This window comes from Marinobacter sp. DUT-3 (assembly GCF_050379435.1).
Lineage (GTDB): Bacteria > Pseudomonadota > Gammaproteobacteria > Pseudomonadales > Oleiphilaceae > Marinobacter.
This window is the reverse complement of record NZ_JBNRMG010000004.1, coordinates 1-19,903: the sequence shown is the minus strand read 5'-3', so window position 1 is coordinate 19,903 and position 19,903 is coordinate 1. Positions and strand designations below refer to the sequence as shown.

The 19,903-nt window shown below is 60.5% G+C and carries 21 protein-coding genes; 12 read left to right on the top strand and 9 right to left on the bottom strand.

What is annotated here, in order from left to right:
* Nucleotides 1-52 precede the first annotated feature (52 nt).
* Both ACQUWM_RS08435 and ACQUWM_RS08430 read left to right on the top strand, forming a co-directional pair.
* The gene (locus tag ACQUWM_RS08435; RefSeq protein ID WP_407002827.1) at nucleotides 53-670 is read left to right on the top strand and encodes a glutathione S-transferase family protein; all 618 of its coding nucleotides are present in this window, start codon (nucleotides 53-55) and stop codon (nucleotides 668-670) included.
* A gap of 35 nt (nucleotides 671-705) precedes the next feature.
* A complete protein-coding gene (locus ACQUWM_RS08430; RefSeq protein WP_428921832.1) occupies nucleotides 706-1,404 on the top strand; it encodes a DUF4202 domain-containing protein in 699 nt (232 codons plus the stop codon).
* Here the strand turns inward: ACQUWM_RS08430 and trpC are convergent.
* The 6 genes from trpC to rpe all read right to left on the bottom strand — a co-directional run bounded on the left by trpC (nucleotide 1,401) and on the right by rpe (nucleotide 7,138).
* Complete coding sequence (trpC, locus tag ACQUWM_RS08425; protein ID WP_428921831.1) at nucleotides 1,401-2,222, bottom strand: indole-3-glycerol phosphate synthase TrpC; 822 nt, start codon at nucleotides 2,220-2,222, stop codon at nucleotides 1,401-1,403. The genes ACQUWM_RS08430 and trpC overlap by 4 nt on opposite strands.
* A 163-nt stretch (nucleotides 2,223-2,385) precedes the next feature.
* Nucleotides 2,386-3,414: an anthranilate phosphoribosyltransferase gene (gene trpD / locus ACQUWM_RS08420; protein WP_428921830.1), complete on the bottom strand. Its 1,029-nt coding sequence runs from the start codon at nucleotides 3,412-3,414 to the stop codon at nucleotides 2,386-2,388.
* Between the two features lie 14 nt (nucleotides 3,415-3,428).
* Nucleotides 3,429-4,010: an aminodeoxychorismate/anthranilate synthase component II gene (locus ACQUWM_RS08415; RefSeq protein WP_407002823.1), complete on the bottom strand. Its 582-nt coding sequence runs from the start codon at nucleotides 4,008-4,010 to the stop codon at nucleotides 3,429-3,431.
* A gap of 16 nt (nucleotides 4,011-4,026) precedes the next feature.
* Nucleotides 4,027-5,514: an anthranilate synthase component I gene (trpE, locus tag ACQUWM_RS08410; RefSeq protein WP_407002822.1), complete on the bottom strand. Its 1,488-nt coding sequence runs from the start codon at nucleotides 5,512-5,514 to the stop codon at nucleotides 4,027-4,029.
* Nucleotides 5,515-5,765: 251 nt separating this feature from the next.
* Complete coding sequence (locus tag ACQUWM_RS08405; RefSeq protein WP_428921829.1) at nucleotides 5,766-6,455, bottom strand: phosphoglycolate phosphatase; 690 nt, start codon at nucleotides 6,453-6,455, stop codon at nucleotides 5,766-5,768.
* Nucleotides 6,452-7,138: a ribulose-phosphate 3-epimerase gene (gene rpe, locus ACQUWM_RS08400; protein ID WP_428921828.1), complete on the bottom strand. Its 687-nt coding sequence runs from the start codon at nucleotides 7,136-7,138 to the stop codon at nucleotides 6,452-6,454. The genes ACQUWM_RS08405 and rpe overlap by 4 nt, the downstream gene beginning before the upstream one ends.
* Nucleotides 7,139-7,256: 118 nt before the next feature.
* Here rpe and ACQUWM_RS08395 point away from each other — a divergent pair, with 118 nt between their 5' ends.
* Nucleotides 7,257-8,186, top strand: a complete 930-nt coding sequence (locus tag ACQUWM_RS08395; RefSeq protein ID WP_428921827.1) for a DUF3530 family protein — start codon at nucleotides 7,257-7,259, stop codon at nucleotides 8,184-8,186.
* 13 nt (nucleotides 8,187-8,199) lie between these two features.
* Here the strand turns inward: ACQUWM_RS08395 and ACQUWM_RS08390 are convergent, their stop codons facing one another.
* Genes ACQUWM_RS08390 through ACQUWM_RS08380 form a run of 3 tightly spaced genes read right to left on the bottom strand, consistent with a single transcriptional unit; the run spans nucleotide 8,200 to nucleotide 10,685 of the window.
* Complete coding sequence (locus tag ACQUWM_RS08390) at nucleotides 8,200-8,955, bottom strand: molecular chaperone DjlA (RefSeq protein WP_428921826.1); 756 nt, start codon at nucleotides 8,953-8,955, stop codon at nucleotides 8,200-8,202.
* A 3-nt stretch (nucleotides 8,956-8,958) separates the two neighbouring features.
* Nucleotides 8,959-9,639 carry an N-acetylmuramate alpha-1-phosphate uridylyltransferase MurU gene (gene murU, locus ACQUWM_RS08385; protein ID WP_407002817.1) on the bottom strand — a complete coding sequence of 227 codons (681 nt, stop codon included), beginning with the start codon at nucleotides 9,637-9,639 and terminating at the stop codon, nucleotides 8,959-8,961.
* Nucleotides 9,636-10,685 (bottom strand): aminoglycoside phosphotransferase family protein, encoded by a 1,050-nt coding sequence (locus ACQUWM_RS08380; protein ID WP_428921825.1) that lies wholly within the window; start codon nucleotides 10,683-10,685, stop codon nucleotides 9,636-9,638. The genes murU and ACQUWM_RS08380 overlap by 4 nt, the downstream gene beginning before the upstream one ends.
* A gap of 337 nt (nucleotides 10,686-11,022) precedes the next feature.
* Here ACQUWM_RS08380 and ACQUWM_RS08375 point away from each other — a divergent pair, with 337 nt between their 5' ends.
* From ACQUWM_RS08375 to slmA, 9 genes are all read left to right on the top strand, one after another.
* Nucleotides 11,023-13,353, top strand: a complete 2,331-nt coding sequence (locus tag ACQUWM_RS08375; protein WP_407002815.1) for an LPS-assembly protein LptD — start codon at nucleotides 11,023-11,025, stop codon at nucleotides 13,351-13,353.
* Between the two features lie 54 nt (nucleotides 13,354-13,407).
* Nucleotides 13,408-14,742: a peptidylprolyl isomerase gene (locus ACQUWM_RS08370; protein WP_428921824.1), complete on the top strand. Its 1,335-nt coding sequence runs from the start codon at nucleotides 13,408-13,410 to the stop codon at nucleotides 14,740-14,742.
* On the top strand, nucleotides 14,739-15,740 hold the full coding sequence (pdxA, locus tag ACQUWM_RS08365; RefSeq protein WP_428921823.1) for a 4-hydroxythreonine-4-phosphate dehydrogenase PdxA: 1,002 nt from the start codon (nucleotides 14,739-14,741) through the stop codon (nucleotides 15,738-15,740). Before ACQUWM_RS08370 ends, pdxA begins: the two co-directional genes overlap by 4 nt.
* Nucleotide 15,741: 1 nt before the next feature.
* Entirely contained in the window at nucleotides 15,742-16,572 is an 831-nt protein-coding gene (gene rsmA / locus ACQUWM_RS08360; RefSeq protein WP_407002812.1) for a 16S rRNA (adenine(1518)-N(6)/adenine(1519)-N(6))-dimethyltransferase RsmA, read from the top strand.
* A complete protein-coding gene (locus ACQUWM_RS08355) occupies nucleotides 16,565-17,365 on the top strand; it encodes a symmetrical bis(5'-nucleosyl)-tetraphosphatase (protein ID WP_428921822.1) in 801 nt (266 codons plus the stop codon). Before rsmA ends, ACQUWM_RS08355 begins: the two co-directional genes overlap by 8 nt.
* Before the next feature lie 13 nt (nucleotides 17,366-17,378).
* On the top strand, nucleotides 17,379-17,747 hold the full coding sequence (locus ACQUWM_RS08350) for a DUF423 domain-containing protein (protein ID WP_407002878.1): 369 nt from the start codon (nucleotides 17,379-17,381) through the stop codon (nucleotides 17,745-17,747).
* A gap of 19 nt (nucleotides 17,748-17,766) precedes the next feature.
* On the top strand, nucleotides 17,767-17,967 hold the full coding sequence (thiS, locus tag ACQUWM_RS08345) for a sulfur carrier protein ThiS (RefSeq protein ID WP_407002810.1): 201 nt from the start codon (nucleotides 17,767-17,769) through the stop codon (nucleotides 17,965-17,967).
* A 70-nt stretch (nucleotides 17,968-18,037) separates the two neighbouring features.
* Nucleotides 18,038-18,847 (top strand): thiazole synthase, encoded by an 810-nt coding sequence (locus tag ACQUWM_RS08340; protein ID WP_407002809.1) that lies wholly within the window; start codon nucleotides 18,038-18,040, stop codon nucleotides 18,845-18,847.
* A 98-nt stretch (nucleotides 18,848-18,945) separates the two neighbouring features.
* Nucleotides 18,946-19,533 carry a nucleoid occlusion factor SlmA gene (gene slmA / locus ACQUWM_RS08335; RefSeq protein ID WP_428921821.1) on the top strand — a complete coding sequence of 196 codons (588 nt, stop codon included), beginning with the start codon at nucleotides 18,946-18,948 and terminating at the stop codon, nucleotides 19,531-19,533.
* Nucleotides 19,534-19,903: the final 370 nt, after the last annotated feature.

The following is a 19,903-nucleotide window of genomic DNA, read 5'->3' as shown; positions in this document are numbered from 1 at the left end:
AGTCTTTTGGATGGTTGTGACGCGTTCAAACTCACTGACGGAGCCAAGAATAATGAAAATCTTCGAGACGAAAACCGCACCCAATCCCCGCCGAGTCCGCATGTTTCTGGCGGAAAAGGGGCTGCTGGACAAAGCTGAGTTCGTGGAGATCGATATCCAGAAAGGGGAGAACCTGACCCCCGAGTACGTCGCCATGAACCCGATGAAAAAAGTGCCGGTGATGAAGCTCGACGACGGAACCTGCGTGGCGGAGACCATGGCCATTTGCCGTTACTTCGAGGAGAGCTATCCGGAGACGCCGACCCTGCTTGGTGATACTGCTCTTGAGAAGACCATGATCGAACAATGGCTGCGCTGGATTGAGCTGTATTTTTTCGTGCCCACCGGTATGTGCTTCCAGCACACCAGCGGTTATTTCAAGGATCGCATGAATCCCATCAAGGAATGGGGGGAAGAGTGTGGAGTTGGCGTTGAAAAGTTCATGCACTTCCTCAACAAGCACCTGGAAGGCAAAGAGTACATCTGTTGCGACCGCTTTACCGCTGCTGACATTAACGCTTTTACCACCGTTGCGTTTGCCAAGGTGGTGCAAATTCGCATCAAGCCGGAGCAGACTCATCTGCAAGCCTGGTTTGACCGCATCAAGGCCCGCCCTTCAGCCCAGGTCTGACGGGTGGTTAACGAGCAATCCATGGTACCCAATCAATGAGCCAATCCGAACAACTCGACTGCGCCTTGCGCGCCATCGACGACGCTAACCGCGAAGATCCCAACCGGGAGCAGGTGGGAAACGACCTCCTCCCGCGGGAATACGCCTACAGTCAGCACATGACCCGCTGGCTGTTCGAGCTTGAGCCGGCGCCGACGGAGCGTATGCAGATCGCCTGCCGGGCCCAGCACATCGAGCGCTGGACTATGCCCCGCAAGGATTACCCCGAAGGGCGAAAGGGTTATTACGAGTGGCGTCAGGCCTGTGGGCGTATGCATGGCCGGCGGGCGTCGGAGATCATGGCGGCTTGCGGTTACCCGCAGGAGGAGTGTGACCGGGTCGAGACGATTCTCACCAAACGGGAATTGCGCAAGGACGCGGATACGCAGTTGCTGGAAGACGTCGCCTGCATGGTGTTTCTGGAGCGTTATTTCGCTGACTTCTATGAAGAAAAGGCGGAGTACGATCGGGAAAAATGGCTGCGGATTGTCCGCCGCACCTGGGGCAAGATGTCGCCACGGGGGCATGAGGCCGCTCTGAAGCTGGCCAGCGACCTGCCTGAGCATCTGCTGGCATTGTTGCAGGAGGCACTGGCGGAACCGGAGGTTGAGGGGGTGCAAAGGCCAGGGGGTGGGTCGGACAAAAGTGTACTGGGGCACGACCTACCCGCTGGCCTGTCTAAACTTCCGAGTTAGCCTTCCTGGAAAAACAGCTCTCGCAATTTTTGACCGGGCTCTTCCGCTCGCATAAACGATTCACCCACCAGAAAACCATAGATTCCCCGGTCGGTCATGACCTCAACATCGGCACGGGTCATGATGCCGCTTTCGGTGATGGTGAGTCGATCTGCGGATATCCGCTCATGCAGGTCGAAAGTCGTGTCCAGGGACACTTCGAAGGTGTGCAGGTTCCGATTGTTGATGCCCACCAGCGGTGTCTTCAGGGTCAGCGCGTCGTTCATTTCCTCGCCATCATGGACTTCCACCAGCACGTCCAGTCCGATTTCGTGGGCGATGCCCTCCAGCTCCTGCATCTGGTCTTTGGTCAGGCAGGCGGCGATCAGCAGGATGCAGTCGGCGCCCATGGCTCGGCTTTCGTAGACCTGATACGGCGCCACCATGAAGTCCTTGCGGATCACCGGCAGGTTGCAGGCCTTGCGGGCGGCAACGAGATAATCCTCGTGGCCCTGGAAGAAATCCCGGTCTGTCAGTACAGACAAACACGCAGCGCCGCCCCGTTCATAGCTCTCGGCAATCGCTGCCGGTTCAAACGGATCACGGAGGATGCCTTTGCTGGGCGAGGCTTTTTTGATTTCGGCGATAACCGCGGGTGTGGCTTGTTCAATGCGGGTACGCAACGCGTTGGCGAAGCCTCGCGCTGGCGGTTGGTCACCGGCCATGGCTTTCAGGTCGGAAACCGAAACCTTCGGCTTCCGCTCGTCAATCTCTTCCCACTTTCGATCGACGATCTTTCGAAGGATGGTGGGAGTCTTGTCCAGGTGTCTGTCACTCATTGCGGGCCTGCTAAAAGTTTGCGAGAACCGGTGGGGCGGAGCTTCCCAAAACTGTCTGCAGCCATGGATGGCTGCAGCCAAGCCCTACAGGGATGTATTCACGGGCGTGTTTTGGGAAGCTCCGCCCCACCGGTTCGTCCTGCTCCAATGTTTACCTAACCGATCAAAAGCACTGAGAAAAGTCAGCCAGCTCGGACATCTTGCCCGCCGCCAGCCCGGACCCCATGGCGTCCAGGGCCATCTCGACACCGGCTGTCGGCGTGTCGGCCAGGCCGGCCACGTAAATGGCCGCGCCGGCGTTCAGGGCGATCAGGTCACGGGCCTTTTCGGCCATTTCGTCGTGCCCGCGCCCGAAAGCGGCTCGGATCAGTTTCAGGGACTCCTCGGAAGAATCCACGGTCAGACCGACCAGGGACTGGCTCTTGATGCCGAGGTCTTCCGGGGTGAGGTCGTACTCAGTGATCTCGCCGTTCTTCAGTTCCGCCACATGGGTGGGGCTGGCCAGGCTGATTTCGTCCAGGCCGTCTTTGGAGCACACCACCATGATATGTTCGGCACCCAGACGATGAAGTACTTCGGCCATGGGGCGACAGAGTTCACGGGTGAACACGCCCACCAGCTGCCGCTTCACGCCCGCCGGATTGGTCATCGGGCCAAGAATATTGAAGATGGTACGGCAACCCAGTTCCTTGCGGGGGCCGATGGCATGCTTCATGGCGCCGTGGTGGGCCGGTGCAAACATGAACCCGACGCCGATCTGTTCGACGCAGCGGGCCACCTCCTCCGGTTTCATGTCCAGGTTGATGCCGGCTTTCTCGATCAGATCGGCGCTGCCGCTTTTCGAAGACACGCCCCGGTTGCCGTGCTTGGCGACAAAGCCGCCGGCAGCGGCCACCACGAAAGACGCGGCCGACGACACGTTGAACAGGTTGGCGCCATCGCCGCCAGTGCCGACAATGTCCACCAGCGGCTCCGCCTTGACCGTGACCCCGGTTGCCAGCTCCCGCATGACTTCCGTGGCGCCGGTAATTTCGTCAATGGTTTCGCTCTTCAGGCGCAGCCCCATGAGAAAGGCGCCAATCTGCGCATCGGTGGCTTCTCCTTTCATGACGATACGCATGACGTCCTTCATTTCCTCCCGGGACAAATCCAGGTTGGAGGCAATGCGGTTCAATGCTTCTTTCATGTCCATGGATAGCTGGCCTCTCAGGTTGTTCTCAGAAAATTACGCAGTAGCTCGTGACCCTGTTCCGTCATAATAGACTCTGGGTGGAACTGCACCCCTTCGATGGGCAGGGTTTTATGGCGAACGCCCATGATTTCCTCAACGGAACCGTCGTCGTTGCGGGTCCACGCGGTGACTTCCAGGCAGTCGGGCAAGGTGGTCTGATCGATCACCAGGCTGTGGTAGCGAGTGGCCTGGAGCGGATTGCTCAGGCCCCGGAAGACGCCGGTATCCTTGTGATAGACCGGAGACACCTTGCCGTGCATTACCCGCCCGGCCCGGATTACCTCGCCACCATACACCTGGCCGATGGCCTGGTGGCCCAGGCAAACGCCGAGGATCGGCAGCTTGCCGGCAAAGTGGCGAATAGCGGCCATGGAAATGCCGGCCTCATTCGGTGTGCAGGGGCCCGGGGAGATCACCAGGCGCTCCGGTTTCAGGGCCTCGATTTCCTCTACCGTAATCTCATCGTTGCGGTACACATGAACATCCGCACCCAACTCGGCCAGGTATTGCACCACGTTGTAGGTGAAGGAATCGTAGTTATCGATCATCAGCAACATAATCTGTTCCTCCGCCTCAGTGGTCGAAATCGTTGTAGGTCATGGCGACGGCGCGGAAGATCGCGCGGCCCTTGTTCATGGTTTCCTTCCACTCAAGGCGGGGCACCGAATCGGCCACCACGCCGGCCCCGGCCTGGATATGCAGGGTGTTATCCTTGATCACCGCGGTGCGGATGGCGATGGCGGTGTCCATGTTGCCGTTGAATGACAGGTAACCCACGGCGCCGCCGTAGACGCCCCGTTTTACCGGTTCCAGCTCGTCGATGATTTCCATGGCGCGGATCTTGGGGGCGCCACTGAGGGTGCCGGCGGGCAGCGTGGCGCGCAGGACATCCAGGCAGCTGGTGTTTTCTTTCAGGCGACCGGTGACGTTGGAGACGATGTGCATCACGTGGGAGTAACGTTCCACGATCATCTTGTCGGTCAGTTTCACGGTACCGGTCTCGGACACCCGGCCGGCGTCGTTGCGGCCCAGGTCGATCAGCATCAGGTGCTCGGCGATCTCCTTGGGGTCGGCCAGCAGTTCGGCTTCCATCGCCCGGTCCTCGGCCTCGGTGGCGCCGCGTTTGCGGGTGCCGGCAATGGGGCGGACCGTCACTTCTTCGTCTTCGACCCGTGCCAGGATCTCCGGTGAGGAGCCGACGATGTGGAAGTCGCCCAGGTCGAGGAAATACATGTAGGGGGAGGGGTTGAGCACCCGCAGTGAGCGGTACAGGTTCAGCGGTGGTGCCTCGAAGGGAATTGACATGCGCTGGGAGATGACCGTTTGCATGACATCGCCATCGAGCACGTATTCCTTGATCTTGCCCACCGCGGCTTCGAATTTTTCCTGGTTGAAGCCGGAGATGAAATCGCCTTCATCCACGGTCTTGCCGCGCAGGCTGTCCGGCGTTCGGGGGGCATCCGCGGTTTGCCGGTGCAGTCGTGACTCCAGCTCATCGATGCGCAGTTGGGCCTGTTCGTACGCTCCCTTCACTGCGGGATCGGCGTGGACAATCAGGTGCAGTTTTCCGCGCAGGTTGTCGAATACCACGATTTCATCGGACACCATCAGCAGAATGTCGGGAGTGCCGATCTTGTCCGGAGGGCAGCTCTGGCGCAGGCGTTTCTCGATGTAGCGCACGGTGTCGTAGCCGAAGTAACCGACCAGGCCGCCGTTGAAGCGGGGCAGTTCTGGCAGATCCGGTGCATTGAATCTCGCCTGGTACTGCTCGACAAAGGCCAGGGGATCGTCCGCTTCGGTCTCCTCGATCACCTGGTTGTCACGGCTGATGGTGACCTGATGGTCGTGAACCTTGAGGACTTCGCGGCAGGGCAGGCCGATGATGGAATACCGGCCCCATTTCTCACCGCCCTGAACGGATTCAAACAGGTAGGAATAGGGACCGCTGGCCAGCTTGAGATAGGTGCTCAGTGGGGTGTCCAGGTCGGCCAGGACTTCGCGGTATACCGGGATGCGATTAAAGCCGGCTTCGGCGAGCTCGGCGAATTGCTCGGGTGTCATGTAACGGTTTCCTGAAATCTGATCTGCTTGTTAGCTGGCGCTGTTCCCGGTTTGTCCGTTGACAGTCCAGCCGATGGTTGCGGCCATCGTTGGGGCACAGCCCAACCGACCGCTGGCCTGATTCAGCCAGTGCGCCATCGCCACCATCGTGTTGCGCGGGTTGTCAGGATGCCTCGCGCTGCAGTCAGATTCAGTCCCTGCACGGCAGGAATCTCCCGAAATGAAGTAATCAACGTATTATCCTTGTGAGATTACAAAAGCTCAGCCAGTGAATCAACCACTGTGTCCGCACCCAGTGAGTCCACGGGTGGGCCATAATTGTAGCCATAGCGTACCGCCACGCATGGAATGCCTGCTGCGAGAGCGGCGTTAATGTCCGCTGCCGAGTCACCCACTATGACCGTGGTGCCGCGGGTTCCGTTGAGGGTCTCCATGGCGTGGAGTAGTGGGGCCGGGTCCGGTTTTTTGACCGCCAGGGTGTCGCCGCCGATGGTCAGGTCGAACCAGTGTTCCAGTCCCATCTGTTCCAGCAGTGGCGCTACGAACTGTTCCGGTTTGTTGGTGACCACCGCCATCCGGCAACCCTGTTCGGCCAGATGCGCCAGGCAGTCTTCCACCCCAGCATAGACCACCGAGTGCTGGCCGTTAAGTCGGGTATAGGCCTGGGAGAAGATGGCGAGGGCATCGTTGAACAGGGCGTCGTTTTTGGTGTCGACCGGCTCCCAGTCAACGGCATCCGCCAGTGCCCGGCGCACCAGGATTGCTGCGCCGTTGCCGACCCACTGCCGTACCTTGTCGATGCCGGCGGCTGGCCGGCTGAGGTGTTCCAGCATCTGGTCAACGGCGGCGGCCAGATCCGGCGCGCTGTCTACCAGGGTGCCGTCAAGATCGAACAGGGCGACGCCCGGCCAGCGGGCATTGAACAGACCATTCAGGCTCATTGGTTTATGCTCTTTCTGGCCAGCTCCAGCTCGGCGCGCATCTGATCGATGGTCGTCTTGTAATCGTCCGTGTTGAAGATGGCGGAACCGGCGACGAAGGTGTCGGCTCCGGCTTCGGCGATCTCGCGGATATTGTTTACTTTCACGCCGCCGTCGATCTCCAGACGGATGTTGTGGTCGCTGGCATCAATGCGCTTGCGGGCCTCCCGCAGTTTGTCGAGGGTGCCGGGGATAAAGCTCTGGCCACCGAAGCCCGGGTTCACCGACATCAGCAGGATCATGTCGAGCTTGTCCATCACGTGATCCAGGTAGTGCAGCGGGGTGGCCGGGTTGAACACCAGGCCGGCCTTGCAGCCACCGTCCCGGATCAGCTGCAGGGAGCGGTCAATGTGGGCAGAGGCTTCCGGGTGGAAGGTGATGTAGCTGGCCCCGGCGTCAATGAACATGCGGATGAGGTCGTCCACCGGCGATACCATCAGGTGTACATCGATGGGGGCGGTGACACCGTGCTTGCGCAGGGCTTCACAGACCATCGGGCCAATGGTCAGGTTGGGCACGTAGTGATTGTCCATGACATCGAAGTGCACGATGTCCGCTCCGGCTGCGAGAACGGTATCGACTTCTTCCCCCAGGCGTGCAAAATCCGCGGACAGGATCGATGGGGCAATCTGGTAAGGGTTCATGACGGCTCTCTCGATTGGATTGATGTTGGCATGGTCAGCGGTCCTGCCGCTTGAATCCGATAGGGTGCTAGTCTACCAGTTCAGCAATGGTTTTTCGCAGCGTAAAGAGTGAGTGCTTGTGAGCAATTGGTACAACGAATGGGTATTGCCCTTGGTGGGGCTGGTGCTGCCTCTGACGATGACTGGTCCTGTCCTGGCGCAGGATGCCGACAACCAGGCCGAACAGAAGGCCGAGCGGGTGACGGTTTCCACCGGTATGGGGTCGGAGTCGGTCGCTGTGCAGCGACCGGACGATGTCGTCCGACTGGATCTGGAAGGTGACAAAACCGGGCTGGCGTTGTTCGAGCCGGAGCTTCGGACGCCGGTTAAGGGGGCGGTGCTGATGCTGGCGGATGAAGGCCAACCCGCCGGGACCAACCTGTTGACGGCCATTGGCGAGCCATTTAAATCGTCCGGCTGGGCAGTGATGACGGTGGGGCTGGAAACGCCGCCGTATGCGGTACAGCAGTTCTGGCGTCATGGCGGTGATCGCTCGGACAGGGCTGCCGGCAGCGTGACGGGGGATGAAAACGCAGAATCAGTAATGATTAACGTCATGGAAGACGGTGATCTGGGAGACCTTGAAACCCGATACAATGACCGGGTCCAGAGCCTGCTCGACGCCGCATCCGCTGATCTCCGGCAGCGGGGCTATGACCGGGTGGTGCTGGTCGCGCTGGGGCAGGGTGTGGTTCACATGGCCCGCTTTGCCAGCGGTAATGATGGCGAAAGCGAGATGGTCTGGATTGCGCCGTGGTTCTATCCCGGTAACGACCAGGCCTTGAACGAGATGCTGGCAGGGAGGGGTGGGCTGTCAGTGCTCCACCTCCACAGCGCGCGGCAGGATTCGAATGCCGCCACGATGCTGCCGTCCGAGCGAGCGGTCCGCCTCAGGGATGCCGGTATTGGCCGTTATCAGACCCAGGCCGTCGCCATGAGGACGCCCCCCGGGGTCCGGAATGCCGGGGCTCTGGCCAACCGCATACAGGCCTGGTTAAACGCCGACTGAGTGGATTGCTGTACTACTGGACGTGATGGCTCCTGATGAGCTCCCACGCCTGCTGGTAACGCAGCAACCGGTCTTTTGCCAGGGCCTGCTCGGTGGCATTCAGGGTTTGTTGGGCGAGCTTGTCCGGGTGGCATTCCGACACTTTCTTGCGGTAGGCGCGCTTGATGCCCTCCAGGGGTTCGCGGCGGGTTACCCCCAGTAACCGGCAGGCTTGTTCGTAGCTATTGGGGGGAGGCTGGCTTTCCGGCTGGGTGATCCAGACCTTGCAGGCGTAGCTCTCGAGGATGTCATCACTGACTTTGACCGGTAGCCCGAGCTGGTCGATGGCGTCCTCGCAACGATAGCGTCGTGGCTTCCGGGGTTTGCCCTGAAGCTGGGCGGCATGGCACAGGCAGATGGCAATCCTGAGCGCCGGTGATGGCCACAGATAGTGCACCATTCGCAGTCTCATCGCCCGGAGGGCTGGTAGCTCACTGGCATCCTTGCCCTTCTGGAACCAGTTGATGGCCTTGCGCCGTTGACGCCGGGATAATTTCAGCGCTTTCATCAGGGATTCGGCGAAACCGATATCGGCTTCGGTAACCCGGCCTTCGGACCTGGCAATGTAGCCCAGAAAGAAGAACAGGCTGCGCCGGCACCAGCCCGGCAGGCTGGTACGCGTGATCAGCTCGCTGGCCTGGTGGCCGCAGGAGGACAGCTCTTTCAGGAGTTCGGAAAACTCTGCATCGAGACGGGCCGGGAGCATGTTGTCACGATCATTCGCTGCCATGGCTTACCCCTGGCCTACGTGAAGCAGGTTGTCCAGTTGGCGCAAACGGTCGGGCGTGCCGATGTCCATCCAGTCGCCGTCGTGGTACACACCCCGGGCCCGGCCCTTTGCCATCGCCGCCCGCAGGATCGGGGCCAGCTTCCGCGACCCGGCAGGCAACCCGTCGAACAGGCGCCGGTGGAGCAGGCTGATCCCGGAAAAAGTCAGCTTGCCGTCGCCCTCGGTGCTGACGCGACCATCGTCGCCCAGGTGAAAATCGCCGTCCGGGTTGTGGTCGGGGTTAGTGGTGAGCACCAGCAGGGCATCGGCGTCTTCCGGCGGTGTCAGGCTGCTCAGGTCAAAGTCGCACCAGATATCCCCGTTGATCACCAGAAACCAGTCATCACCGCCGGCCGCCAGCATGGGCAGGGCTTGGACGATGCCGCCAGCGGTTTCCAGGGGCGAGGCCTCGCGTGAGTATTCAATGCGCACACCAAACCGGTCGCCGTCTCCCAGGGCATGCTCGATCTGCTCGCCGAGCCAGGCATGGTTGATCACCACATGGGAAAAGCCTGCACGCCGAAGGTTATCCAGGTGATGAACGATCAGAGGCTTCCCGCCGGCTTCCAGCAAGGGTTTGGGGGTGGTGAGCGTCAACGGGCGCATGCGTTCACCTTTACCGGCTGCCAGGATCATCGCCTTCACTGTGGTGCCTTTTGTGCGGTGGCCGTGGGTGCCGGGCCAATCACCTGTTCGATCCTTGGCATCACGGTGTCCGACAGCCATTCATGGAAATGCCTCAGGGCACCCTGCCTGGCGCTGGCTTCAATGATGTAATGGACGGTGCGGGGAATGTCGTCCAGGTAACCATCCTTGCCGTCGCGCAGGGACAGGCGCGCGAAAATGCCCGCGGCTTTCAGGTGCCGCTGCATGCCCATCAGTTCAAACCACTGGCGGAAGGTGTCCGGGTCCGCCTTGTGTAGACCGGCGTCCGCGCTCAATTGCCGGTACTGCTCCACCCAGCGGACAATATCCGCCTCCGGCCAGCGGATATAGCAATCCTTGAGCAGGGAAACCAGATCATAGGTCACCGGGCCGCGTACGGCATCCTGGAAATCGATGACCCCGGGGCAATCGGTATCGGAGCGAACCAGCAGGTTGCGGGAGTGATAATCCCGGTGCACCGTGACCTCCGGTTGCGCCAGGGCGGATTCCCGCAGAAAGGCAAAGGCGGTGTCCAGCATGGCCTGTTCGACATTGGAGAGCTTGAGCCCGAGCTTCCGGGTCAGCAGCCAGTCGGGAAACAGCGCCATCTCGCGGTCAAGCAGGGCGGTGTCATAGGGCGGAAGGGGGTAATCCGGCGTTTCGGTGAGCTGCTGGATGCGCTGGAGCTCCGTCAGCGCGCCCTGGTAAAGGTGGTCTGCCGTGTCGGGGGTCAGTTCGCCCAACATGAGCCGGTCGCCGAAATCCTCCAGCAGCAGGAAGCCCTGCTCCAGGTCGTCTTTCACCACATCGGGAACCGATACGCCCTGAGCGTGCCAGTGGCGCGCAATGGCCACGAACGGGCGGCAGTCTTCATGATCCGGCGGTGCGTCCATGACAATATAGGGGCGCTGGCCGGTGGCCGTGTTGCCGAATACCCGGAAATAACGGCGGAAACTGGCGTCTCCGGACACCGCGGTCGGGGCGGCCTGCTCCAGGCCGGGAATCTGTCGGACCCACTGGGTCAGCATTTTCAGGCGGGTATCCATGAAGCTGGCAACTGTCCTGGCAAGGTGAATGTTACGTGTGGCCAGGGAGTTATTCAGACGCTCCCTGATAGAGCTGAAAGTTAGCAGATCAGTATAGAGAGGGTAAAACGGTTTTGCAGCAAAGTCGGGTTTCCGTTAACAAGGCGGGGAGCCCCGTGTAAACTAGGCGCCCTGAAATCCCTGAACCTTCAAGCCATTTGTGAAGCCCTTGGCCTTCAAACCATTTGAAAGGAACCCGACCACCGTGCCAGTACCAGCCAGGAATCTGCGAACACCGGCCCAGCGGTCGAGGCACCCCAAGGGAAGGCAGCTTGCGTGCGGAGCGGGTCTCGCATTCATGGCGCTAGCCTGGTCGGGTCCAGTGCTGGGGGACGATGCACCGTCCGCCGCTGAAATCGACTGGCGCCCAAGGTCCGGGTTGCCGGAATCGGTGCGCAATACCCTGCCCGCCTTTTGTGAAGGTGGTTACCTGCCCTCGGAAGCCTCGATGACGGCGCCTGGCACTGGCAGTACGTTCGGAACCGCGCCGGATTCGGAACAGCCCCTTCATGCCAGCGGCCTCTCCGCCCGCTATGAGCTGGATTCCGAATTATACCTTCAGGGCGATGTGCGGATGCGCCAGGGGCGTTTTTCGGTGACTGGGTCCGAAGCCCGTTATGATCAGGTGAACGGTAATGTGTCCGTGGCCGGCCCCCTGGTCAGTCGTGGGGAGGCGTTCCTGCTGACTGGTGAACAGGCGGACTACGATGTAAACACCGGACATTTTGATATCAATACCGCCACGTTTCTGCTTCACGGCGCGGAGATGCGCGGGTCGGCGGGAACCCTGTCGCGCATCGCCGAGGATCAGGTGCTGATCAGTGAGGGCTCGCTGACTACTTGCGCGCCCAACCAGAACGACTGGTCCATCGTTGCCTCTGATATCCACCTGGATCAGGGGGAAGGTTTTGGTACCGCCAAACACGTGCGTTTGCGGATCAAGGACGTGCCGGTCTTCTACTGGCCCTACGCCAGCTTTCCCATTGATGATCGCCGCAAGACCGGTTTCCTGTACCCCTCGTTCGGTACATCCAATGCCGGCAGCGGCGCCTATCTATCGGTTCCCTATTACCTGAACCTGGCGCCCCACTACGACGCCACCCTGACGCCGCAGTATATTCATGGCCGGGGCCTGTTTAACGAAGTGGAAGGCCGTTACCTGAGCCCCTGGGGCGAATCGGTCCTGCAGCTCGGATACATCAATAATGACCTTGAGTACCAGAACGAATTTCCCGATGAGGATGGCGAGCGCTGGGCACTGGATTTTACCACCCGTGCCGGGCTCGGCGGCGGCTGGAATGCTTATGGCGATTACTCGGTGGTCAGTGACGAGGATTACCTGAGCGACCTGAACCAGAACCTGGAAATCAACCAGACCACGCACCTCCAGCGCCGTGGCGGCGCCCGCTATCGGGATGACTCGCAGTATTTCGAGGTCTACGCCAACGGCTACCAGACGGTCACCGATCGCATTGCCGAACGCAACAAACCTTATGCCCAGTTGCCGGAAGTGATCTACGGCATGACTACGGACCTTGGGCCGGTGGAAACCAACCTGGAAAGCCAGTACACCTATTTTTACCGGGACAACGCTGAGCTGACTGGTCTGGATCGGGCCAACGGTCAGCGGCTGCGGGCGATACCGGAAGTGGCTCTGCCGTTGCGGACACTCTGGGGTTTTACCCGTCCGTCGGTCAGCCTGGATTACACCCGCTATGAACTGGAAGACTATGAACTGAACCGTGCCGGCTTTGATCGCACCGTGCCGGTCTTCGAGTGGGACTCGGGGCTGTATTTTGATCGCCAGTCCAGCCTGTTCGATATCCCCTATAACCAGACGCTGGAGCCCCGCCTGTATTACGCATGGGCCGACGCCGATGCCGACCAGGACGAGATTCCCGATTTCGATAGCGCGCTCCGCTCGTTCAGCTTTGACCAGCTGTTCCGGCGTAACCGTTTCACCGGCGGCGACCGGGTTGGCGACGCGAATCAGTTGACGGTGGCCCTGACCAGTCGTTTCAATGACCTGGTCACCGGCGCCGAGCGGGCCCGCTTCAGTATCGGGCAGGTGCACTATTACGATGACCGGGAAGTGACATTGCTGGGGCGCGGCGCGGACGACCGCAGCGACTCACCGCTGGCAGGGGAAGTGCTTCTTCGCCCGCTGGAGACGCTGGATATCCGCAGTTCCGGTCTGTGGGATCCGGACACCCAGCAGACCGAGGAAGGGCGCAGCCAGCTTATCTTCCATTCGGAGGATTACCGTTACCTGGCGACACTTGGCCATACCTACAGCAGAAACGAACTGGAACAGTCGGATATCGGGGCAGTTTTTCCTGTCACAGACCGTGTTAGTCTGATTGGCCGCTGGGTTTACGACTCCCAGCTGGATCGCACCGTCGGTTCACTGGCGGGCATTGAATATAATAATTGTTGCTGGAGCGTTCAGGTGGTCCACCAGAACTACCTGACCGACGATGAGGAGCTGGAAAGCCGCATGCTGTTCCAGATCCAGCTCAAGGGGCTGGGTGGCAGTGGCGGTTCTTCCGACCGGATCTCCGAAGCCATCTACGGATTTGATGAGCGGGAACGCCGCCGCTTTGGCGGCACGGCCACAAGGTACGATTGAATCAGCGTGTAGCGGGCGTTCCGCAGAAAGACTGTTCATTTATCAGAGGTGATTATGAAGGCGAACCTTCGCCATTGCGCAAAAACATTGTTGGTCCTCCTGGCGGTGATGGTGACCTCGGTCGCACAGGCTGAACGTCAGCCGCTGGATCGGGTTGTGGCCATTGTGGACGATAGTGTGATCCTGCAGAGCGAGCTGGATAACCGCATTGATACCATCGCGGGGAGACTGCAGGCCCAGGGAACCGGATTGCCACCAAGGGACATCCTTGAGGAGCGGGTACTGGATCAGTTGATCACCGAGTCGATCCAGCTGCAGATGGCGGAACGTGGTGGTATGCGGATCAGTGACAACGAACTGAACGAAACCATGACCGGCATTGCCCGGCGCAACAACATGACCATGGCCCAGTTCGAGCAGCAACTGGCGGCGGAAGGCGTCAGCTACCGCGAGGCCCGTGAGCAGATCCGCAACGAGATGCTGGCCAGCCGCGTGCAGCAACGCCAGGTCGGCAACCGCGTGCGCGTGACCGATCGCGAGGTGCAGAACTATCTGCAGGCACTCTCCTCCCGTGAACCGAGCAATGAGGAGTATCAACTGGCCTACATCTACGTTGAAGTGGATAACCCGAACGACGAGTCGGCCGTTGCTGCCGCCCGGGAAAAGGCCGAACGGCTGCGTTCAGAGATTGTCGGTGGTCGTGATTTCCGGGAAGTTGCGGTGGCCGAATCCGACGCCGCCAATGCCCTGGAGGGGGGTGACATGGGCTGGCGCAGGAGAAGTCAGCTGCCATCGCTGTTGGAATCCGTGGTACCGGATCTGGAGACCGGGGTGCCGTCCAGGGTACTGGGCAATAACAACGGCTTTCATCTGGTGATGGTACGCGATCGGCGCGGTGGCGAAGGCGACCAGGTCATCGAGCAATCCCGGGTGCGTCATATCCTGATCAGAACCAGCGAGACGGTCTCGGAAGCCCAGGCGGAAAGCGCTATTCGTGACCTGTACCGGCAGATCCGTGACGGCGCCGATTTTGCGGTACTGGCCAGAGAGCATTCGGACGACCCGGTGTCCGGTTCCGATGGCGGCAACCTGGGCTGGGTCAGCCCTGGTCAGATGGTACCCGAGTTTGAGCAAGCCATGATGGATGCGAATGTCGGTGAACTGAAGGGGCCATTCCGGTCCCAGTTTGGCTGGCATATCCTGGAGGTGCAGGAGCGCCGCCAGAAGGACATCAGCGGCGAAGTCCGCGAGTCGGAAGCCCGTCAGGCGATTTACCGTCGCAAGTTCGACACCGAGCTGCAGAACTGGCTGCGGGAGATTCGTGACGAGGCATTCGTTGAATTCAAGGATGAATACGCTGACGAAAATGAGGCATCCGAGGAGTCATGAGCGACCCGGTCATCCTTGCCCTGACTGCCGGTGAACCGGCGGGTATCGGCCCTGAACTGTGCCTGCAGCTGGCGGCGGAAACCCGCCAGCCGGGCATTGTCGTGGTGGCCAGCAGCGCGCTGTTAGAGGCAAGGGCGCAACAACTGGGCCTGGATGTGATTCTGGAGCCGTGGCGGCCTGGTCAAGCAGCCACACGGGAGTCGGGGCGCCTCTCGGTGTACCATGTTGAGGGTTTGGCCAGTACAGACACCGGCACACTGAACACTGGCAATAGCCAGTACGTGCTCGACACTTTGAGGGTCGCGGCCCAGGGCTGCCTGGACGGGCTCTTCGATGGTATGGTCACTGCACCGGTCCATAAGGGTGTGATCAATGACGCCGGTATCGCTTTCAGCGGCCATACCGAGTTCCTGCAGGAACTCTGTGGCGTTGAGCGGGTGGTGATGATGCTGGCCACCGAAGAGCTCAGGGTGGCGCTGGTCACCACCCATCTGCCCCTGAAAGACGTCGCCGCGGCGGTTACGCCGGAACGCCTGACCCAGGTGACCCGGATCCTCAATGACGACCTGCGCACCTTCTTTGGTATCGAACATCCGCGCATCCTGGTTGCCGGCCTCAACCCCCACGCGGGGGAGGGCGGTCACCTGGGGCGGGAAGAACTGGAGGTGATCGAGCCGACGCTGGACAACCTCCGTACCGAGGGCATCACCCTGACCGGCCCGTTGCCGGCGGATACCCTGTTCACCCCTCATTGGCTGGACAATGCCGATGCGGTCCTGGCCATGTACCACGACCAGGGGTTGCCGGTACTGAAATTCCAGGGCTTTGGCCGTGCGGTTAACATTACCCTGGGGCTGCCGATCGTCCGCACCTCGGTTGACCATGGCACCGCCCTGGATCTGGCTGGTACCGGCAAAGCGGACGCAGGCAGCCTGCAGACCGCCATCAAGGTCGGTGAACAGATGGCGATTTACCGAAAGTTGGCAAAAGAGAGCTAGCGTGAGCAACAAACCCGGCCATCAGGCCAGAAAACGGTTCGGTCAGAATTTCCTCCACGATCCTGGCGTGATCGAGCGCATCATCCGCGCCATCCATCCCAAGGCCGATGATGCCATCGTGGAAATCGGCCCCGGTCTGGGTGCTATTACCGAGGAAATCCTGGCGGTGAACCCGGCACTGCAGGTGGTGGAGCTTGACCGTGATCTGATCCCGGTTCTGCGGACCAAATTTTTCAATTACCCGGATTTCCGGATTCACGAAGCGGATGCCCTGAAGTTCGATTTCAGCCAACTGGTCAGTGACAGGCCGCTGCGGATTATCGGCAATCTGCCGTACAACATCTCAACGCCGCTGATTTTTCACCTGCTCAGTTACTCCGGTGTTGTCCAGGACATGCACTTCATGCTGCAGAAAGAAGTGGTGCAGCGAATGGCCGCCGTGCCGGGTGATAACAACTACGGTCGTCTGGGCATCATGACCCAGTATTTCTGCAAGGTGCAGCCGTTGTTTGAAGTCGGCGCGGGAGCATTCCGACCCGCACCGAAGGTGGATTCCGCCATTGTACGCATGGTGCCGCACACCACGTTGCCGCATCCGGCCAAAGACCTCGGCACGTTGCAGGCTGTGGTCCGGACCGCGTTCAATGCCCGCCGCAAGACCTTGCGCAAGGCCTTGGCGGGACTGGTCACAGTGGAGCAACTGCAGAGCCTGGGCATCAATGACGGACTGCGGCCGGAGAACCTGGGGCTGGCGGACTACGTGGCGATTGCAGATAGGTTGGTGGACAGTAAAGCCGACAGCCAGGCGCAGAACGGGGAGAGTGATGACTGACTACGCCATCGGCGATATCCAGGGCTGTTACGATCGTCTGCGGGATGTGCTGGACAAGGTCGATTTTTCGCCGTCCCGGGACCGGCTCTGGGTGGCCGGAGACCTGATCAATCGGGGGCCGGCGTCACTGGAAACCTTGCGGTTCATCGAGAGCCTTGGCGATGCTGCGGTGGTGGCTCTGGGTAACCACGACCTGCACCTGCTGGCCGTGGCCCTGGGTGGCCACCAGCCCCGCAAGAAAGACACCCTGGATGGTATTCTGGACGCTCCGGATCAGGCCCGGCTGGTGAACTGGTTGCGGCAGCAGAAGCTCTGTATCCACGATTCTGCCCGCAATCTCGTCATGGCTCACGCTGGCCTGCCGCACATCTGGACGCCGGAACAGGCCGCAGTGCATGCGCGGGAAGTGGAAGCGGTGATTGCCGGTGACGGCGCGCAGGAGTACTTCACCCATATGTACGGCAACCAGCCCGAACGCTGGGACGACAGCCTGACCGGCATGGACCGGTGGCGGGTGATTACCAATTATTTTACGCGCATGCGCTTTATTGCGGCGGACGGCACCCTGGAACTGGCCACCAAGGAGTCGGCGGACAGCGCTCCGGACGGGTTTGCCCCCTGGTTCGAGTTCCCCCGCCAGGACAGCGTCAAAGTGGTCTTTGGCCACTGGGCGGCCCTTGAAGGCAGAACCGGCAAGGAACAGTTTATCGGCCTGGACACCGGGTGTGTCTGGGGTGGAGCCCTGACCATCATGAACCTCGATAGCGGGGAAAAAATTCACTGTGACTGCTAGCAAAACCGACATCATGCGGCTGCCACTGGTACTCGGTGCCTTGCTGGCGCTGCTGGCGGTCATGGCCGGCGCCTTTGGCGCCCACGGCCTGAGGACAATAGTCAGTGCCCGGGGCCTTGAAGTTTTCCAGACTGCCGTCACTTATCAGGTATACCATTCATTAACCTTGATACTCGTGGCCGTGTTAACCGGGATCGGAATTCACCGCCGCCTGTTGGCGGTTGCCTCGGGATTTTTTCTGGCGGGTATCCTGCTGTTCAGCGGCAGTCTCTATGTACTGGTGCTGACGGATATCCGCTGGGTCGGGCCGATCACGCCCATCGGTGGTGTCTGTTTCATGGTGGGCTGGATTTTGTTGTTGATCGCCGGATTGCGGCGCTAGAGACTTTACAGAGGTAAGCATGCAGGTTCAGGTAAACGGCGATGGTATTGAACTCCCGCCCCAGGCAACCATTGCGGATCTGATTGAACACATGGCCCTGACGGGCAAACGGCTGGCGGTGGAAGTCAACGAAGACATCGTGCCCCGCAGCCAGCATCCGGAATTCCACCTGAACGACGGTGACCGGATCGAAGTCGTCCATGCCATCGGTGGCGGTTGAGTAATGCCGCATTGACGCGGCCCATCCTGCCGATGACATCCCCGATAATCCCTACAGCCCCAGGAAGGTTATGAGCGAAAAACCAACAATACAGCTCCCAGAAGACAAACCCCTTGAACTTGCAGGCCGGGTCTATCACTCACGCCTGCTGGTCGGGACCGGTAAATATCGTGACCTGATGGAAACCGGCCATGCCATCGAAGCCAGCGGTGCGGAAATCGTCACCGTGGCGGTACGCCGGACCAATCTGGGGCAGAATCCCGACGAGCCCAACCTGCTCGACGTGATTTCCCCGGACAACTACACCATCCTGCCGAACACCGCCGGCTGCTACACCGCGAAGGATGCGGTGCGCACCTGCAAACTGGCCCGCGAACTGCTGGACGGCCACGATCTGGTGAAGCTGGAAGTGCTGGGCGAGGAGAAAACCCTGTACCCGAACATGACCGAAACCCTGGTGGCTGCCGAAGAGCTGATCAAGGATGGTTTCAAGGTCATGGTCTATTGCTCCGACGATCCGCTGCTGGCCAAGCGCCTGGAAGACATGGGCTGTATTGCCATCATGCCGCTGGGCGCACCGATTGGTTCCGGTCTGGGTATCCAGAACCGGTACAACATCCGCCTGATTGTCGAAAACGCCAATGTCCCGGTGCTGGTGGATGCCGGTGTCGGCACTGCCTCGGACGCTACGCTTGCTATGGAGCTGGGTTGCGACGGGGTGTTGATGAACACCGCCATCGCCCAGGCCCAGGACCCGATCAAGATGGCCCACGCCATGCGCCTCGGTGTTGAAGCAGGCCGCGAAGCCTATCTGGCGGGTCGCATGCCCAAGAAACTCTACGCCAGCGCGTCCTCGCCCATCGATGGCACGTTCTTCTGATTTAGTGAACAATCCGGTACAAAACTGAATAACCCAGAGGGCCGGCGCCAATGACCGGCCCCGAAAATAACCCAGTTACAGAGCGCTGAAGTCCTGTCATGACCGATCAAAAACCCAGTCGTCGGGAGGCGATCCTGCATGCGTTGGTGGAGCTGCTGGAAACCGATCCCGGAGCCCGCATTACCACCGCCGGCCTGGCCAAATCCGTAGGCGTCACCGAGGCGGCGCTGTACCGCCATTTCCCCAGTAAGCGCAAGATGTTCGAGGCGTTGATCGACTTCGCCGACGAAGCGGTGTTCAGCCGTTGCCAGGTGATCCTGCAGGAGCAGGAGGACGCACGCGCCCGCCTGCAACAGCTGGCCAACCTGGTGCTGGTATTCGCCGAGCGCAATCCCGGCCTGTGCTGCGTGCTGACCGGCGATGCCCTGATGGGCGAAAACGAGACCCTGCGCAAGCGCGCGTCCCAGTTCTTCGACCGCCTGGAAACCCAGGTACGCCAGATTCTCAAGGAAGGCGAAATCCGCCAGGGCCTGCGCCCCCGCACCAGCGCCAACCGCGGCGCGGACTTTGTGCTGGTCTTCGTCGAAGGCCGGATTCAGCGGTTTGTCCGCTCGTCGTTTTCGCGGTTGCCCTCGACCGATTTCGAGGAGAGTTGGGGACTGGTTTCTGAAGGTGTCTGGGGCTGACCTGGCTTTGGGTGTATGTCCTGCCGGTAGCCTGATTGTTATGGGGTAGGTCGCAGGCGGGCGTGGCCTCCACAGAACCGCTACAAGCACATCCATGTGCGCTTCGTTCCGGCCATCCATGGCCTCCAAGATTCTGTGGAGGCCACGCCCGCCTCCGACCACATCACTTCTGTGATATGCCGTTTCTCAAACCAAAGCAGAGTGTGCCAGTTGTTGTCGACTGAAACATAGCCTGCGCCTTTCTGTCGATATATCTGCGCAGCTGGATGGTTGGCGGTGTGAGGGCCCTTCCCGGAATTTCGAAGGCCATGGATGGCCTGAGAGAAGCGCACATGGATGTGCTCGTAGCGGTTCCGGGAAGGGCCCTCAC